General features: G+C 40.0%; 16 protein-coding genes and 1 pseudogene. 4 read left to right on the forward strand and 13 right to left on the reverse strand.

Annotated features, from left to right (window positions below):
- Nucleotides 1-717: 717 nt before the first annotated feature.
- The 9 genes and pseudogenes from ABE28_RS11830 to ABE28_RS11870 form a co-directional block, all read right to left on the reverse strand.
- The gene (locus ABE28_RS11830; protein WP_083232056.1) at nucleotides 718-1911 is read right to left on the reverse strand and encodes a M20 metallopeptidase family protein; all 1194 of its coding nucleotides are present in this window, start codon (nucleotides 1909-1911) and stop codon (nucleotides 718-720) included.
- Between the two features lie 135 nt (nucleotides 1912-2046).
- Complete coding sequence (locus ABE28_RS11835) at nucleotides 2047-3045, reverse strand: asparaginase (RefSeq protein ID WP_064465024.1); 999 nt, start codon at nucleotides 3043-3045, stop codon at nucleotides 2047-2049.
- 233 nt (nucleotides 3046-3278) lie between these two features.
- Nucleotides 3279-4748 (reverse strand): sodium:solute symporter family protein, encoded by a 1470-nt coding sequence (locus ABE28_RS11840; RefSeq protein ID WP_064465023.1) that lies wholly within the window; start codon nucleotides 4746-4748, stop codon nucleotides 3279-3281.
- Nucleotides 4745-4942, reverse strand: a complete 198-nt coding sequence (locus tag ABE28_RS11845; RefSeq protein WP_064465022.1) for a DUF3311 domain-containing protein — start codon at nucleotides 4940-4942, stop codon at nucleotides 4745-4747. Before ABE28_RS11845 ends, ABE28_RS11840 begins: the two co-directional genes overlap by 4 nt.
- A 203-nt stretch (nucleotides 4943-5145) precedes the next feature.
- The gene (locus ABE28_RS11850) at nucleotides 5146-5490 is read right to left on the reverse strand and encodes a hypothetical protein (RefSeq protein ID WP_064465021.1); all 345 of its coding nucleotides are present in this window, start codon (nucleotides 5488-5490) and stop codon (nucleotides 5146-5148) included.
- A 368-nt stretch (nucleotides 5491-5858) separates the two neighbouring features.
- Entirely contained in the window at nucleotides 5859-6830 is a 972-nt protein-coding gene (gene uvsE / locus ABE28_RS11855) for a UV DNA damage repair endonuclease UvsE (protein ID WP_064465020.1), read from the reverse strand.
- Between the two features lie 161 nt (nucleotides 6831-6991).
- Nucleotides 6992-7498 carry a PCYCGC motif-containing (lipo)protein gene (locus ABE28_RS11860; protein WP_083232057.1) on the reverse strand — a complete coding sequence of 169 codons (507 nt, stop codon included), beginning with the start codon at nucleotides 7496-7498 and terminating at the stop codon, nucleotides 6992-6994.
- Between the two features lie 86 nt (nucleotides 7499-7584).
- Nucleotides 7585-9465: pseudogene (gene pulA / locus ABE28_RS11865) on the reverse strand (type I pullulanase); the annotation flags it as partial.
- Nucleotides 9466-9843: 378 nt separating this feature from the next.
- Entirely contained in the window at nucleotides 9844-11967 is a 2124-nt protein-coding gene (locus ABE28_RS11870; protein WP_064465016.1) for an ATP-dependent Clp protease ATP-binding subunit, read from the reverse strand.
- Between the two features lie 401 nt (nucleotides 11968-12368).
- Between ABE28_RS11870 and ABE28_RS11875 the strand changes: the two genes are divergently transcribed.
- The 3 genes from ABE28_RS11875 to ABE28_RS11880 all read left to right on the forward strand — a co-directional run bounded on the left by ABE28_RS11875 (nucleotide 12369) and on the right by ABE28_RS11880 (nucleotide 13503).
- Nucleotides 12369-12815: a GXWXG domain-containing protein gene (locus tag ABE28_RS11875; protein WP_257390780.1), complete on the forward strand. Its 447-nt coding sequence runs from the start codon at nucleotides 12369-12371 to the stop codon at nucleotides 12813-12815.
- Between the two features lie 13 nt (nucleotides 12816-12828).
- Entirely contained in the window at nucleotides 12829-12954 is a 126-nt protein-coding gene (locus ABE28_RS25725) for a DUF4334 domain-containing protein (protein ID WP_257390781.1), read from the forward strand.
- A gap of 288 nt (nucleotides 12955-13242) precedes the next feature.
- On the forward strand, nucleotides 13243-13503 hold the full coding sequence (locus tag ABE28_RS11880; RefSeq protein WP_083232059.1) for a DUF4825 domain-containing protein: 261 nt from the start codon (nucleotides 13243-13245) through the stop codon (nucleotides 13501-13503).
- A 232-nt stretch (nucleotides 13504-13735) separates the two neighbouring features.
- On the opposite strand, the gene ABE28_RS11885 is transcribed toward ABE28_RS11880, so the two are convergent.
- From ABE28_RS11885 to ABE28_RS11905, 4 genes are all read right to left on the reverse strand, one after another.
- The gene (locus ABE28_RS11885; RefSeq protein ID WP_306807335.1) at nucleotides 13736-14179 is read right to left on the reverse strand and encodes a C40 family peptidase; all 444 of its coding nucleotides are present in this window, start codon (nucleotides 14177-14179) and stop codon (nucleotides 13736-13738) included.
- A gap of 212 nt (nucleotides 14180-14391) precedes the next feature.
- Nucleotides 14392-15018, reverse strand: a complete 627-nt coding sequence (locus tag ABE28_RS11890) for a metal-dependent hydrolase (RefSeq protein ID WP_064465012.1) — start codon at nucleotides 15016-15018, stop codon at nucleotides 14392-14394.
- 475 nt (nucleotides 15019-15493) lie between these two features.
- A complete protein-coding gene (locus ABE28_RS11900) occupies nucleotides 15494-16387 on the reverse strand; it encodes a hypothetical protein (protein ID WP_064465010.1) in 894 nt (297 codons plus the stop codon).
- Between the two features lie 249 nt (nucleotides 16388-16636).
- Entirely contained in the window at nucleotides 16637-17521 is an 885-nt protein-coding gene (locus ABE28_RS11905; RefSeq protein ID WP_064465008.1) for a selenium metabolism-associated LysR family transcriptional regulator, read from the reverse strand.
- Between the two features lie 131 nt (nucleotides 17522-17652).
- Here ABE28_RS11905 and ABE28_RS11910 point away from each other — a divergent pair, with 131 nt between their 5' ends.
- Entirely contained in the window at nucleotides 17653-18675 is a 1023-nt protein-coding gene (locus ABE28_RS11910) for a YeiH family protein (protein ID WP_064465006.1), read from the forward strand.
- Nucleotides 18676-18694: the final 19 nt, after the last annotated feature.

Below are 18694 nucleotides of genomic sequence, written 5' to 3' on the forward strand. Positions count from 1 at the left end.
TCAATATTGACATATATATTCCTGAAGTGAAAATTGAAACAGAAAAGCAGTTTGAAAGCAAATAGATAAAGTCGGGCATGTCATATCAAGGTCGATTTTCTCGAGTGAAATGCCTGATTTCTCCCTTTAATGCTGAGAAATCAGGCTTTTGACTAGGGTAATTACTAAAACGCTGTAAATCGGTATTTCCCTGATACTACCTCAGGAAAGGAATTGATTTTGACGGTTTCAGTGCTGAGCCACTCTATAAAATTACTAAAAGATCGTTGGCAGCCCTGCTGGAGGGAAAGGGAGTCATGGCTTATTACTCCGATCACGGACTGGTTTCTACGAAATTCAACCATAATGGTCCATGTGCGTGATGAATGAATTTTTCCCGCCAGTAGGGTTGGTGAATTGGGACGAATTTACCAGTCACAACGGTTGCTACTATACAGACATGCAAATCACGATTTCGTAATGCATGCAAAAAACATGGCTGTGGCAAAGGGTTTATGGAGGTTATAGCATGGAACAATTCCAGTGCTCGGAAACTATAGAGGAAGAACTATATTACCTTGGAATTACAGCATCTATCTGGTCAAAATGTTCATTTTGAAAGGTTCTTTAAATAAGAGCACATGAATGTAAAGTCAGCTCGATTCCTGACAATTACCGATTCATAATCTCAATTTCCCTCCATTTGTCATTCCTTAATGGCTTAGTCACGTTGATAGGTCAGCTTGATTCCTCATTTAAGTAACTTAGAATAAGTTGTGTTGTAAGGGCTACACCATAATTTAAAGCGGTCAAATTTACATGGAACTTCGGATGATGCCATGGAAAACACTCTTTGTCCACCGTTCCTGTCCCCCAATAGATAAAAACAGAAGGAACAGATTGGGATAAGTAGACAAAATCATCACCGCTCATATAAGGATTTTCCAATTCAATCATGCTGTCTTTTCCAATGCTGGTTAAAGCAGCCTCTTTCGCCAACTGAGTCATGTTTCTGTCATTCCGAGTGGCAGGATAGCCTCTTTCGAATTCATATGTGTATGTTCCGCCCCAAAAATTCGTTATTGAATGCAACAGTGCTTCAATTTTTGCTTCAATGGCATCTTGTGTCCCGTTATCGATCGTTCTTACAGTGCCTGCCAAATCCACTCGATCGGCAATGGCATTTGATGTGTACCCACCTTTTATTTCCCCAATCGTTACGACGGCTTTATCTAGGGGTGATACCTGCCTTGCAACAATGTTTTGAATGCTTGAGATGAATTGACCGGCCATCGCTATAGCATCAACACTTTGGTGCGGAGCTGCTGCATGACCGCCCTTTCCAATCAAGGAAATATATATCCGGTCACTGCTTGCGAGCATATAGCCGTCTTTTACTTCGAATTGACCTGGTAGTAAATAAGGGTTTGTATGAACACAAATCGCTGCATCCACTTTTGGGTTTTCCAGAACTCCTTCCTCAATCATGCGAACTGCTCCTCCGGGATGAACTTCCTCTGATGGTTGAAACATTATTTTTACCGTTCCTTTTAAATCGCCTTTCCTCTCTTGCAAGAAAGCCCCTACACCTAAGCCAACCGTGATATGTGCATCATGGCCACATGCATGCATAGCTCCCTCATTTTTGGAGGCATATTCCAGGTTTGTCTGTTCAGTAATTGGTAAAGCATCAATGTCCGAACGCAGCAGGATGGTTTTTCCCGGTTGTTCACCATGAATTTCGGCACAGAGACCTGTGTTTGCCATTTTCCTGTATGGAATGTGTAGCTTTTGCAGTTCATTTTCAATGAATCTCTGTGTTTCATATTCTTCTGTACTTAATTCGGGATATTGATGAAGATGTTTATAAACACGTTGAAGATACGGCTCATATTTCTCTTTTATATCTTTATAACTAATTTCATTTTTCATAAAATCACCACTTCCTGTATATTGAGCTGATAATATTAATCTAATCTATTACATATTATTTCTTGTATGTTGATATCCCACGCAGCTTATCTAAAACTCCAACCGTTTATCACTTCTGGGCTGCGCAATCCATTACTAGTATATTTGAAACATTCGCCGGATCTCTGTTGCTTGATGTGTTTGAGTTAATCCAAGCTGAAGTAAAATTCTTGCCTTTTGCGGTGTTAGATTATCAGACGCGACAAAATGACTTTCCAGATCAACCGGTTTTGGCGTTACAAAGCCATTACCAATCCGAGACGTGCTCACCACCATAACACCCCGTTTGTTAGCATCTTGTAATCCTTGACGAGTCAGGGGGAAAATTCCCCCATTGCCTGTGCCTGCGTGCACAATCCCCTCTGCTCCTGCAGCAACGGCAGCATCGACAAGATCCCGCGTGTCCTGACTATGCCCAAATACAATATCAACACGAGGCAATTGACGCAAATCAGATATGCCGAACTCGGACTTTACTGTATGCTTTCGCATACTTTTATAATAAAAATGCGGCGTGCCATCCACCATGTCCCCCAACAATCCAGCTTCAGGTGGACCAAATGCGTCAATGGCAACGGTATGACGCTTACCTGTTTCACGCGCAGAACCAATCCTGCCGTTTAAAGAGATTAAAACACCATGACCTCGTGCCGCTTCACTTGCGGCTAATGCAACACCATTGAATAAATTAAGCGGACCATCTGCACCAAGTGCTGTTGCAGGTCTCATCGCCCCCACCATTACGACCGGCTTATCACTTTTTACGGTTAAATGAAGAAAATATGCCGTCTCTTCCAATGTGTCCGTACCATGTGTAATCACCACTCCATCGCAATTGGATTGTGCTAATAACTCATTTACCTTTCTTGCTAACAGAAGCCAAAGCTGATCTGTTATAGCGAAACTAGGTATGTTGGCAATCTGGTACCCACTTACCTCTGCTAAATCATGAACCTGTGGAACTGCTGTTATTAACGCTTCTACTGAAAGAACACCCGCCTGATACTGTGTGGTTTGAGTGGCGTTTGCACCTTTTCCGGCAATCGTTCCCCCAACAGCAAGGATGGTAATCCGAGGTAAATTTTCTTTACTCATGCCTGATGTCCCCTTTCATTCCCTGTTTCATTTTCCAAATGGGATAGTACTATTACTGTCCCCAATCCCGTGGCCTACGGATAGGAGATGAGTACGAACAAAGGAAAAGTTATATTCGTATCCAAAGTCTTTCTTAAATACCCGCTACCTCCCCCATGAACTATGCTTCTTTACGCGGGCTTTATATGAACTTAATGGGTGAATCCATTTGCAAGCTTGTCCAGTCTTTGTAGCTAGTCGCTCGTTACATTTGAAGTTTCCACTTCTCTTCGTGTAATCAAACTAACCATAACTAGAACGAATGCATTCAATATCAGTGCGATGAATCCAATGTTGATGTCCGTGATGAGTGATGGCCAATCCGGGAAAATCATCCCTAGCTTTGTTTTGGTGATGGTGAAATAAGCCAGGAATATAGCTCCGGAGATAATACCTGCAAAAGCCCCCTGTTTTGTTACAAATGGTTTTTTCATTAAGCTAAAGATGAATGCCGGGAACAACTGGGTCAAAATAGACGAAGCGAAAATACTCAGCTCCACGATAAAATTACCTCCTTGGAAGACGAAGTAAAGGGACATCAATGCAAAGACAGGTACCAAACTTTTGGCGACTGTAGTAACCTGTGTCTCCGTAGCAGCAGGCGCAACGACTTGATAAACGTTTTTAGCTAGTAACGTAGAAGCATTTAACAAGATCATAGAACCAGGAACTAAAGCTGTCAGTAAGCCTGTACCACCGACGATCCCAACAAACCAGGGATTAAACGTTTCCTTCACGACACGAAGCAAAGCAAGATCGGCATCCGTTCCTTCCAAGTCAGGCACTTGCAGAATTGCCGCAAAACCAACAAAGAAGATTAATACAATCAAAATTTGATATAACGGCATGATAATCGCATTTTTACGCAATGATTTGGCACTCTTAGCAGAATATGTTGCTTGGAAAGAGTGAGGGTACATCCAATAACCAAGACCCACCACCAAAATCGTGGACAAATACCAGGATATACTTTGTTCTTTTGCAGGGAGAGTAAGAAACCCCGGTCTTGCTGCATCAATTGCCTGGAACATGGTTTCAAATCCTCCGTAAAAGTGGATTGGCAGGTAAATCCCTAAAAAGATGGCTATCCCTAAAATAATAACGTCTTTAATCGCTGCAATACTGGCAGAGCCATGGATGCCAGAAATGCTCACATATACAATCATGGCAAGAACACCGATCCACATTGCCAAGTTAGGCGAAATCAAGCCATAAGAGGTCTCAGAAACTATGATCCCCAAACCTTTTAATTGAATCATCAATAAAGAGTTCAAGCCCAAGACAGCCACGATGGAAACTACTATCCCCAGTGAAGGACTTTTGTACTTACTTGCAAAGAAATCGGAAAAGGAAAGCAGCTTATGCTTTTTGGCGTATTTCCAGACTGCCGGCAACATCCAGTAAGACATAATGAATGCGAGGCACCCATACCCTAAAATATAAAAAGCAGGTGCTCCTTTGCCATACGTATAACCACTAGCTCCTAAAAAAGTAAAGGTCGTGTAGTTCTCCCCAGCCAGTAATAAAAAAACGAAAAGGGTACCAAAGCCACGCCCACCCACTGTCCATTGTTCTAAACTCATTTTTCTCCCTTTTTTTGCACGAATCGCGACTAATAAAGCAACCAGCAAGAAGAGGGTAATAATCAGCAGTGCGCTATTCATTCATTTTCCTCCTTATTGATCGGATCCAATTTGTAGATAATAAGCATGATTCCTGAGGAGATAACCAGCCAAAGAGTATGCCAAAACATTAAGAATGGCATTCCTAATACAATCACATTCACTTTGCTAGCAAAAACGCTACCAACAAGTATTCCGATAAATGGAATCAACCCAAGAAGATAAACCGGCTTCAAAATAATTCCTCCTTTTTTCTTTGAAATCCCTTAATGAAGCAGGGAAATATAAAAAAGTAAGGAGTGCTTGTATAGAAAGTCAAAGCCTTTCTAACAAGCGCTCCTTACTTCGTAAACAAAGTAAATGGCTACTCATCTTTACCATATACGTCTCATCTCTTAAGAATCAATCAAAAGAGTAGCGACAAATCATATTTTTTTTATTAATTCTCCGCCAGAATGACTTCTGTCATGGACCATTGGCTTACATAATCGTAATCACGCAGTATCACTTCTATCTGTACAGTAAATTCCTGCTCCAATAATTCCTTGATTCTTTTCTTGAATATTTGGGACATCTGAAAGTCCACTTCCCGTTTTAGTGCTGGAACTTCACATTCCAGAGCAAGTGATTGCGGTGTCCGTCTATGTTTCGTACGAAAAGTAATGAATTGATCCTCAATTTCAATTTTCAACAAAGTTGTGCCTGCCCCAAATAGTCCTTTGCACACTTCATTGTAAAGAATAGTCAGCTTTTTCTTGGTTTCATTAGAATCAATAAGATACATGCTATCACCCGAAAGAGTATAATTTGAAAGCGCTTCCTAAGGGTAATTATACCTATATCATGCGGTTTCCGCAACCGAATTTGAGACATTTTACCTCCTTTCATTCTGAACTGACCTCAATGAGAACAATATTTTTAGTTCATTACAGCCCTAAAGGCGCAAAAAAATGCCAGTTATATGATAAAACAGTATACATAAGTGTAGAATAATCCTGCTAATATTCAAATGAAACTTTCCTGAAATTTAAATAAGAATTATCCTTTCCAGTGTACGTTATAATTAACAATAATATCATTATGTAAACTAAAAACATCAGATAAAGAGATTATTACCCATCCCCTCTTTATCGATTTTTATCTTTAGGTCAATTAATGGATATAGAAACTGGCCTCATCAATGATTTCAATTTCTTCGTATGCTTTCAGTTGTTCCATCAATTGGAAAAGTGCCTCATCCTTTTTCTTTGCTTCGATCATGCAATCCAGCTGAGGAATCGTTCCTTTAATCCGCTGCAAAAACTCCATGAATGAAGACGCATCAACGTACTCAGCATGTGCCCTAAATTCCTTATCCGACCTTGGACTTGAAATATGCATCTTGGGAGGAAGTTTAGAATTTTTCCAGCTATTAATGATTCGCTCCCAATGTTCAGTCCAGTTCTCACCTGGTAAGTGATGAGCAAGATAGTGGTGATAATCAAACACCATGGGAATTCCTAGTTTTTCACATAAGTAAAGTGTTTCCGACAAAGTATAGGTGGTATCGTCGTTTTCAAGGATGACCATGCTTTGAAGGGATTCAGGTATCAAGCCCCAATTATGGATGAACTGTTCTAAAGCCTGTTCATGTTCCCCGTAACCTCCGCCCACATGCAAAACACAGCGATGCTCGGGATCCAACCCCATATGGCTCAATAAAGTATGATGTATTTTCAAGGTTTTTAATGATGTCTTCAAAATTTCGATGTTGGAACTATTCAAAATGACAAAATGATCGGGGTGAAAATCTATCCTCATCTTTGGATGCTTGGATAGGAAAGCTCTTATTTTAGTTAGTTCGCCCGAGATTGGCTCGATATAATCCCAATCTTGGATTTCTGGATGATTGGCTAATGGAATCAGCTTAGATGAAAGTCTAAAAAACTGGATGCGATTGGCTTCGTTATGAATCAGTAAACGCCAACAATTATGAAGGTTGGAAATGGAAATGCGTTCGAGTTTCCTTATGGCTGCCTCTCTGTCCTTTATTTTTGAAAACTGGGCATAAGTCATCGTCTGGGACGGTGAACAGTTTGGGACATGATTACTCATCGCTACATAACCAAGGCGTATTAATGTCAATGAAATATCTCCCTTACATTTATTATATAGTGAAAGTATTCCCTAACGTGTTCAGGATTTATTACCATTGTCAAAGAAACCGTACTTCAGTTGAAATGAAAAATGGCTTAATTTCGAATTACATTAGAAATTAAGCCATTTTCCCCTTTACATTTCCAGATTTACACTTGAGGGGTTGGAGTCGGTTTCGCATATCCCCTTTTATATTTTTCGTCAATTTTATGCCTGATTTGTTTAATGTTCATGCCGTCATTCCAGTCCAATATCGATTGTGCCGCTATTTCCAAACAAACACCACATTTGGTCCCATGATCATCCCAAATCACTTCACCATTTTCTTTATTTTCATGGATAAAGCAATCATAGTTGTTTTTATGACCAGCTGATTCGCCGCAACCGCAATAACAAGGGATTTTTTCCAATAGATCTTTATTTTGGGCAACCGCTAAATAAATCGTCTTCATATCGTCCGGTTTTCCAGATAAGAAGCCTGGCGCTATTTCCTTACTATCGGTTGCTTCTTGAACATCACCTGATGCTTCATGTTCAGAATGTCCTTCATGATTTATTTCCTTTTTTTCGGAAACATTTTTGTCTTCATTAGCACAAGCGGAAAGAAATAATGTAGAACAGATTCCGAAGGTCATGGTCATCATTTTTAAATTCATATAGACACCCCTTGTTCCATAAAGATATTCCTATTTTATTACATGAAAGTCATTTCAACAAATTAATTCAGGCATAATATTTTGATTCATGATATTTTTAATAATACATATGAAGATAATGGGGGCACGGATATTTGTACCCCTTTGAATCTTTCTATCTCTTCAAGGCCAGCCAGCTGCCCATTCGCTAAAACGGACCATTCACCTTGCTGCGGAAGTGTCAGGCATACCGACTGCCAATTTGCGTTATGGATGACCGCCAATCTTGAATCCTCCGTAAATAGAGTGAATGCAACCACATTAGGCGGGGCATCGATGAACTGTAAATGCTGCTCGATTTCTTCGGGTGTGCTCATTCTAAATGCACGAAAATGCTTCCGGATTGAAATTAGGCCTTTCATATATTCGACTTCGTGATTGAAATCAGCCCTTCTTTTCCAATCCAAACGGTTTATCCAGTCAGATGATTGATAGCTATTTTCATCACCATCCTTTGAACGCATAAATTCCTGTCCCGCATGGAGCATCGGAATTCCCTGTGACAGCAGGACGATGGCAGAAGCTAGTTTATGCATCTGTTTGCGCTCGGTTTCGGTGGCTTCTGAATTGGTGATGTTAAGTTTATCCCATAGGGTGTAGTTATCATGCGCTTCAACATAATTGATGACCTGATCGGGTGATTGATAGGTTGCAATGTGCTCATCATAGTGCAAACCGCCAGCGATGCTTTTTCTTATGATATCTTCCATCCCTTGTTTGCCATTGATAAATCCTTTATCATGTTCGTTCATGACGAAACCTTTTAACCCGTCCCTGATTGCATCATTGAAATGGGCGACACCTGGCATTTTCCATGCGTTCTTTTGATTCGCCTTCTGCTCTTGTGGCAATGGGGTATTCATATCCCAGCCTTCACCTAATAAGATGATCGTGGGATCAATTTCGACAAGCGCTTTTTTAACTTCATTCATCGTTTCCACATCATGAATTCCCATTAAATCAAAACGGAAGCCATCGAGGTTATATTCTTTAGCCCAGTAAATGATTGATTCAACGATGAATTTACGCATCATTTTATGCTCAGAAGCGGTGTCATTCCCTACACCAGTGCCATTTGATATAGTACCGTCGGCGTTATAACGAAAAAAATAGTTGGGCACAAGCTTATTGAAGTTCGAATCAGCCACTGAGTATACGTGATTGTAAACGACATCCATGATAACACGCAAACCATGATCATGAAGCGTCTGGATCATTTCCTTCAACTCCCTGATCCTCAACTTCGGTTGATACGGGTCTGTCGAATATGACCCTTCTGGTGCGTTATAGTTTTTCGGATCATAACCCCAATTATATTGCGGTTCTTTTAATTTCGTTTCATTGACGGTGGCAAAATCAAATATCGGAATGAATTGCACATGGGTCACTCCTAAGTCCTTTATATGGTCAAGCCCTGTCTTCACACCGTTAGGACCCTTTGTCCCCTCTTCAATTACTCCCAGGAATTTTCCCTTCTGTTTAATCCCGCTCTCCGGATGAATCGATAGGTCTCTTGTATGTAATTCATAGATGATGACGTCCTCCGCTTTTCCAAACGGAGGTTTATTACGTGTCCATTTTTTGGGGTTCGTATCAGCCAGATCAACCACGACTCCTCTATCCCCATTGACCGTGACTGCTCGTACATAAGGATCAACCGCTTCGCTCCATTCCTCTCCTATCTTCACTTTATATGTATAAATCAAACCATCGTGATCTCCGATTAATTCAGCGGTCCAGGTCCCCTTTTCGGAACGATCCATCTCGATTTCAAACCCCTCTGTATCATTCCATTGTTTATATGTGACAAGTTTCGCTTGGGATGATATAGGTGCCCATAACCTGAATGCCGTTTTATCTTTGCGGTAGGAATTGCCCAAGTCTTTTCCGTCGAAGTAATGAAGGCGATCCAATTCATCTGGATTTAGTGGCTGAATATTTGCTGCAGGAAGGGAAGCTGAAACCTCTTCCGCTTCTTCACCAGCCGCTTTTCGATTATTGATATTCTCTTCTTCAAAATATAATGAATCTTTAATATGACATTCCCCCATTGACATTCCCAATAGAAAATAGGAATTCGTTTACTATTTATCTTGTAACACTGAATAGGGATATTTTGCTTCCCTACACTAAGATTTTCCCTTGACTTGAAGCTATAAACTCGGGATTAGGAAAATATCCGGAATTTCAATCTTGTTATTTAATGATGGTTAAAACTATTTCCACATCTCGGGATCAATAAGATAATTCTAAAAAAAAATGCCTCCATAACAGTTTTACGGTCTTGGAGGCATTTCTAGTACAATTTATGGTGTATTAATAATTTTCACATGATCGTTTTCAACAATTGCACTGAACTTCTTCACGTCAGGCTGTTCAAAAATGTAGTCCGTGATTCCGTCTTCAAGCTGTTCCTGCAGAACTCTGCGGAGCGGTCTTGCACCGAAAGTAGGATGATAACCCAATTCAATTAGTTTTTGTTTTGCTTCCTCCGTTACGATTAGGGAAATCTCTTGTCTAGCCAGTGTTTCGTCGAGTTCCTCAAGCATGATATTTACAATTTGAAGAAGGTCTTCCTTCTTCAATGCCGAAAATTCGATAATGCTATCGAACCTATTCAAGAATTCCGGCTTGAAGAAGCTGCCCAATGATTGGAGGATGCCTTCTACAGCTGCACTTGTGCCAAATCCCATGACCTTTTGCCTTTCTCCTACACCGGCGTTACTTGTCATGATGATGACCGTGTCTTTAAATGTAACAGTACGACCTTGACTGTCGGTTAATCGGCCATCTTCCAAAATTTGCAGGAACATGTGCATAACATCCGGATGTGCCTTTTCAATTTCATCCAATAAGATGATACTGTATGGTTTGCGGCGAACCTTTTCAGTTAATTGACCCGCTTCTTCATGTCCAATATATCCAGGCGGGGAGCCAATTAACTTGGAGACACTATGTTTTTCCATGAACTCACTCATATCAAGACGGATCATCGCTTCCTTGTCTCCAAACAATTCGGCAGCAAGTGTTTTGGCCAATTCCGTTTTTCCGACACCCGTTGGTCCTACGAAAAGGAAGGAACCTGTTGGACGATTTTTAGACCTCAGTCCTGCACGGCTTCTGCGGACGGCCTTCGCAACCTTCGTGACGGCTTCTTCCTGACCGATGACTTTACTCATCAATTTCGCTTGAAGGTGAACCATCCTCTCTTGCTCGTTTTCCTGTAATTTTCCAACCGGTATCCCGGTTTTTTGTTCAATGATGCTTTGAATGTTTTCAATGGTAACGATTGGTTTTACTGGGTTGCTTCCTGATTGCAACAATTTCTCAAGTTTTTCTTCTTCATCACGCAATGTTGCCGCTTTTTCGTACGCTTCTTCTTTTAGAGCCCATTCTTTTTCTTTATAGATTTGGGCAAGACGCTCTTTCATATCCGTTTCTTGTCCATCTTCAATCGTCAGGTTCAACTTGGAACCTGCTTCATCCATCAAGTCAATAGCCTTGTCTGGCAGAAAACGATCTTGAATGTAGCGGCTGGACAGCTCGACTGCCGCTTTCAGTGATTCCTCACTATAGGTTACACCATGATACGCTTCATAGCTGTTCTTTAATCCTTTTAAAATCACAAGCGCTTCTTCCATTGACGGCTCATCAACTTGTACAGGTTGAAAACGTCGTTCAAGTGCTCCGTCTTTTTCGATTTTTCGATATTCGGACAATGTAGTAGCGCCGACAAGTTGCAATTCACCCCTGGCTAGTGCAGGTTTCAAAATATTTCCGGCATCCATGGATCCTTCTGCTGAACCTGCCCCGACGATTTGGTGAATCTCATCAATGAATAAGATGATATTTTTCCTTGTTTGTAATTCACTTATCAGCTGTTTCATCCGCTCCTCGAATTGGCCCCGAATCCCGGTATTGCTCACTAGAGAAGCAACGTCTAGCATATAGACCAATTTGTTGCGCAATTTAGCAGGTACAGCTCCTTCGGTAATAGCAAGAGCCAATCCTTCGGCAATGGCCGTTTTACCTACACCAGGTTCACCTATGAGAACTGGATTATTTTTATTACGCCTATTCAGAACTTCTATCACACGTTTTATTTCTTCATCCCTGCCGATTACCGGATCGATCAGACCCGCTTTTGCTGCATCGGTCAAATTACTTCCATACTCCTCAAGCAGTCCGCCTTCTTCAGTCTGCTTTTCGGAATCTGGTTGAGGTGCTTCGTTATAATTAAATGGATTCAATGAATGATGAGAACCATTGAACTGAAATTTACCAGTATCGATTCCCCCCATTGCTGCTCCCAGTTTATTTCGTTCTTCTTTATAACAAGTGGAGCACAGTTTTACATCATGCTCCTGACCATTCATATTTAGATGGACTTGGATATTAGCTTGGTTTACATTGCATTTTTCACAAAGCATGTAGTACCCCTCCTTTAAATTTGTTGCTTAAATTCTTTGACCTTCTTTGACCTTCTGAATTTATTATACATTGACCTTCTTTGACTTTCAATCATTTTGTCTTGAAATATTTATCACATCATCACGTATTTTCATCACAGTGGGCATTTTGGATATCCTTAATGGTTTGCCTAGCATATAAAATGATGAATATAGAGTCAAATGATTCGGCCTCTTTTCTAGAAGAATCAGCGCCATTTCTCTTTATTACCCCCACAGTACGCCTAATAACCTACATATGTTAGCCAGTTTTACCGGTGACACAGTCAACAAAAGAGCATGATTGAAAATGAGTACCCTAATGGATTTGCATATACATTATGTTGTTATAGCCTGTTACATTAAGGTGGAAGCTATAATCAATGAAAAGAGTTGCGGCAAATAAACATCGAAGCTACAATTCTTTGATGGGCGCAGCTAATATGGAGGGAAATAGTATGTATGACAAGGACTTTTTACTAAGGGGTATTTCACAGACTGAAGCGTTTGAATTCTTTGACCGTATGGAGACTGTCGGCTCCGGCGAAATGAGAGGACTATGGAAAGGAGAAGAACTTAGAACGCGACATCCTATGGAAGGAATATTGACTGCTTCGAATTGGTACGGCAAAGAGTTCATTAACGATGAGCATGTCCAGCCACTTGTATTCCAAAAGAAAAATGGAGAATTGTTTTCTGGTAATCCTGGGCTCATGCCACTAAACATAAGCTATGGAAAAATTCATTACAATTGTCATGGGAATTTTTCGTCCCATTTTAAAAACAAAAAAAAGCAGGGCAAGGCTGCGACAGATTCAATATCGAGGTAAAATAAGTGCAGCGATGGTTTACGATCAAAAAGGTATCATTGATGTGTTTCGGAAAGTTGACGATGTTACAGTGCTTGGTGTAATGGATATGAAGATTCAATTTCCCGGTCAGTCATATTTCTTTGTATTAAAAAAGTGAATAAGTCATAATGAGTTGAATTTTAGAACAGTTTTTTCCTTTGTAACTTTTTAAAAATTGATTGAAGGTACACCATGAACATCGATTATGTAACCACTTAACGGAACACCACCTCTTGTAGGCGTATTTCCATAAGTCACTTTGTGTTTTGCATATAATAAATATTTTTTTCACATTTATCATTAGTGATAATAATAGTAGTGTTCTATGAAAACATGGAAAACCGCTATTGTTTAAAGAAGACTGGTATGAAAAAAAACAGCTAATTTCGCTTTTCTCTTCCAATTCATTAACGGATGCAGCACTGTCGGAAGCGTTGTAAGGGACTTACCATGCGGAGAATATTTCGAGTGGATGGAATTGGAAACGAATGAAAAACTTGATGGAATGATTTTGGATTATACGAAAGAAGAAGCGGCAATGGACGATGAAGCCATTCACGAAACGATTATCTATATCGCCACTTATATTTTTGCATTGATGAAGAATGCAGATTGGATTACGTTTAATTTCGGAGTTCACATGCAGAAAGTGACTAGGAAAGAATGAATCGATTGGTAAGGCAAGGATTAAAGCCAGCTATATAAATGAGGATGATTTAAAGAGACTAATCCAAATAGATGAAGCTAATGGATCAAGGAGAGGTGCATTGCAACCTCCCTCTTTTTAGAGGATTTTAGCTTTTCTTCCTTTAGCCCACCCGCTTGGAAAATTAGCCGAACAAAAAAAGAGACTTCATCAAGTCTCATGCTTTTGTATAGGGAAAATGCATGGCTTCTATTTATATGCGTTTTGCCCCGATGAACATCGGCTTCCAATATGTATTATTGGTTTTGGCATATGACACTCCCTTAGAGGATGCAGAGTGTATGAATTGATTGTCACCTATGTAAATAGCCACATGTGTAGGCTTTTTAGCTTTATTTGGTGCAAAGAACATTAAGTCCCCTTTTTGCAACGTTTTAACTGACTTGCCTTTTTTATATATTTCAGCAGCAGTCCTCGGTAAAGTCTTGCCAGCCTTTTGGTAGGAATATTTCACTAGACCGGAGCAATCAAAACCTGATGACGAAATGCCGCCCATTTTATATTTTGTACCTAATTCACTTTTGGCCACTTTAATCGCTTTTGTATGATATGATGCAGCTTCGGCTTGGCTCCCTGTAAAGGTTGCTGACCCAAGCATGATAGCTAATGACAATCCGACGACAATTTTCTTGAACAAATTATTTTACCCCCTGATGTGATTTGCTAAACCTAATATACTAGAAAATGCATATCATTCGCATCACAGGTTCTTTACATTTATGTTACATTTAGTAGAATTAGGTAGAATGACCAAAAAAAAACGAAAAAAAAGTCGGATTTTACCTATATTCTCATCTACCCCCTCTTTAGCCAGTGAATCTAAAAAAACAGTGGTTGATTCAACCACTGTTAAAACTCCTTAGAGTAGAAGGGCAAAAATAACTTTACTCCCCGTTTATTGAACGGCAAAAATTTCATATCGGCGATTAAATGACTGATATATCCGAATAGACATGTAGTGAAAATCCCGTCAATGCCCATCGCTGCCTCGAACTGAAAGGCAATGATACCGAAGAAAACAATGCCAGCAATGGAATGGGTATAACTTCTATGAGGCGTAAACGATGCTAGAATCATATAAAGACCCAGCAGCCATAACCAGTCTTCCTGTAAAGACATGCCAATGCCCAATATCCCTAATCCGCTCAGGGTCAGCATATGCCTTTGTGTTATGAATGAGGAAATAACGATTATTCCAATTCCTGCCCCTGCACCGATCCACTTTTCCTTCTCAAAACCCTCCAAAATGCTATAAATGATCATTACAATTCCAATCGTTTGAGCCAGGGTCCGTATGAACTTGTGTGAAAACGTAATCCTATTGCTTAACTTCCCATCGATATCCATGTCTGGCATGAGGCCAGAAATGCCCCCGATCCCAACCAAGAATAACGTGGTGGTCGGATCCGTTTGTAATGAATTTGCCGTTAAGTATCCAACTGTTGCACCTAGTGCCATGTGTGCTGTACCGTTCAATTTCTCTCTCCTGTTCCGCTAAGAAGTTGTGTTGCCCCCAAGAAACGAATGTTTGTTCGAACCTTCATTAATACTATACATTATTTTTAAGTGGATTTCTTTATTTCTAATGAAAAAAAGCAAGATTTATCAAAATTCCCTTACCAAGTCTATATAACTAATTATGAAGCCTAATCTTAAAAAATCTTTGATTTTTTCTTTAAAATTAGGCTGTTTCATGAAATTTTATCCATAATATGAATATACTAATCTATAAGGGGAGTGATTCAGATAGCTTTTTTAAATGCCTTCAACAATTTCAAAAAGGGGAAAAAGTCTAAGAAAATAAAAAACATGGATTTTCGGGAGCAGCATGTAAGGAGATCGTCTGAGCTCATCGGCAACAATGTGATTGTCCAAAATATTATAAATAATCACCTTGCAAAAAAAAATAACCACTTATAGGGTGGTTATTTTACTTACGGGGAATATTCGGTCACTTATCTTTCCGATCATTTACATCAAAAATGTAATGATACTGCAAGTAATAATCATAAATGACGTTATGGAGTATTTTAATTAAGGATTTATCGAAGGTATCGAATTCGGTTTGATAACTGTTTAAGACAGTGACGAATTTACCATCCATGTTTTCAAAAAAATGAAGGAGGAAGTTTTTGTAATATTCGCTATCACTGTTACTTTTATTCGTGATGCAGGCATCACCTGTTTCGATCGACATATCAAGCATCGCTTTGATCGACTTGGGCAGCTTTGCTTTCTTGAACTGATTCAACGTATAGATATCATAGGTAAAGGTAAGATCTAATTGATTGGAATAAAAGTCTACCGCACTGTCCAAAGTGTAGATCAAAGGAGTCATGAATTCCTTGCTGTTGGCAATTTCCTCCGATATCTCCAATTGATATTCCTCGGATGTCAAATATGCGGCAAATTTCATTTTCGAGCTACTCACGCTGAATACCTCAAATACGGCTGCATCTTGTTTTTCAATTTCAAATTCTATATTAAAAAATTTAAAGTGCTTTAATCGGTAAAAAGCGATTGGTGCCAATAGAAAAAGCAAAATCCAGACGAGGTACAGAAATAGGGTATTAAAAATGATTTGGTAAAATTCAGATGTGACGATCGGTTCGATGATTAATGTTATCAATGTATGTTCAAATCCCACTGAATCGGGAGGGATTTGGGGATGGACTGGGATGGTTGCTTCCTCTGGCTTCGCCCAAGATTCAAATGCTAAATGGCCCATCGCTACAAGTGTATAAACAAAAATCAGGATAGTGCCAATCACATATAATTTTGGCATGAAACCTATAATCCTGTCGAAAACAGAAATCCGTTTTTCTGCCTGTTCCTCTTTAGCCACTGTAATTGCTCCTTTTAAGATAATAAAATCAAGAAAAGCCAGATAGCGTCTGAGCAGTGGAGGGACACTGCTATTTAATTTATATGTTTGTCATGATGTGAAAATACGTAAATATCGTCCTTCAGGCGGTCTATTCCAAAATATTTTCGACGCTTTCATAAGAATGGAGAAAAATCCGTCAAAAAAAATGCCCTACCCCTTCGTTCGTGAAAAGGAGCGGACATAAATGGCAGTAATTTCATTTTGCAGTTATCCGTTTAACGAATATTTTTCGACCTTCTTCAAAAAAAGCTCCAATGCTTTCGATGCTTCGAAATCTAACTTTTTTACAATTGAAAATGGCCTGATAATGGGTTCACTTTTCAAATGAAAGGTTTTCAATTCATTGGATTTCAATTCCTTCTGGACAGTCAATCGGGATAATAAGGCAATCCCCAGCCCTGCCATGACCGCTTCTTTCACCCCCTGGATACTGGTGAAAATAAAGCTTCTCGTGACGTTTAGCTCCAAGCTGCCGAGAAGTTTGTCTGAATATGTGCGGGTGCCTGATCCTTGCTCCCTAAGCACCCAAGTTTGATCCTGCAGCATGTAACCCTCAATGATATCCATTTGGGAAAGAGGATGCACGGGAGGAACGACGATGATCATCTCATCCTTCATGAATGGGTGGACTTCGATATCCTTATATTCCGTTTCCCCTTCAATCAAACCTATATCGAGCTGATTTGATCGTATCCCTTGAATGACTTCATTTGAATTGGAAATGATGATTTGTAAATCCACCAGCGGAAATTGGGCAGCATATTCCGCCAAAACCTTTGGAAGATAATATTCCCCGATTGTAAAACTGGCACCGATTTTCAGGGTGCCGCTAACCACATTATTGAAATCATTAATTTCCCTAATGGCAGTCTCATAATGATTTAGCATTTGCTTTGCATGACGATATAAAATTTTTCCAGGTTCCGTTATTTGGACTTGTTTCGGAGATCGATATATCAATTTCGTTCCTAACTCATTTTCCAAATTCCTTATATGAAGACTTACACCTGGCTGGGACAGGTTCAGGATTTCCCCAGCTCTGGAAAAGTTTTTCTGCTCGATTACAGTTACGAATACTCTTAAAGGATCCATGATTTCCCCCTTATGTACTTATCGTTTATTCTATCATAAGTAGAGCTGATCATTGAAATAGCAAAAATATATTTCACTTATTATTATTTTCGCTTTAAAGTGGAGATATCAACATAGATGGAGTGATCACCGTGGAGCAAGCAAAAGTAAAAACAAAAAAACTTGGATTTACAATAGGAATCGGCTTGACCTTGTTAATTGCTATTGCGGCAAAATACTTGGCAGAGCTTCCATTCCTTCATATAATGGGTCAGTTAGTGATTGCGATACTCATAGGCGTTGCATGGAAATCAATTATCGGTGTACCCACACACTCAATCGTGGGTACAAATTTTTCAAGCAAAGTACTATTGCGGATGGGCATTATCCTGTTAGGGATGCGCCTGAACCTTAAGGATATATTTTTTGCCGGGCCCCGCACATTTGCGGTGGGCGCCATAAGCCTTGTATTTGCTATATTAGTAGTATATGGCTTGACCCGTCTTTTTAAAGTAGATAAAAAACTGGGCATTTTGACAGCTTGCGGAACCGGAATTTGTGGTGCCGCTGCCATTTTGGCCATTTCCACGCAAATTAAAGCTAAAGAAAAGGACACAGCCATTGCCGTTGCGACAGTAGCTGTTTTAGGCACAACCTTCACTTTCGGTTACACGATCCTTTATTCGTTCCTCGGATTATCCGATCCTGGATATGGTATATTTGCTGGAGCTACGCTACATGAAATTGCTCACGTCATCGCGGCAGCAGCACCAGGAGGTAATGAGGCCGTGGACTTAGCGGTCATGGTCAAGTTAACGAGAGTTGCCTTGCTCATCCCTGTTGCACTTCTAATTGGCTTTTTAATGAATTGGAAGGAGCGATCAACGAATGAAAGCAAGTCTTCCTTTAAATCGATTCAAATACCGTGGTTCATAGTGGGATTTTTATTAATGAGCGCCCTTAATAGCTCGGGATACGTTCCTGCTTCTGTAGCGGAAATGCTCGTATCGCTTTCTTATATCCTCATGGCCATGTCGATGGCGGGGTTAGGGTTGAACATAGACCTCTTGACCTTTAAGCAATATGGCGGAAAACCATTCGCGGCCGGTCTGATAGGTTCCATTGTATTATCGGTCCTAGGATTTGCATTGATTCACGTTTTTCATTTGAATTAGCAGGAACTAAACGGGAAAC

Origin of the sequence: Peribacillus muralis, from assembly GCF_001645685.2 — a bacterium.
Classification (GTDB): Bacteria; Bacillota; Bacilli; order Bacillales; family DSM-1321; genus Peribacillus; species Peribacillus muralis_A.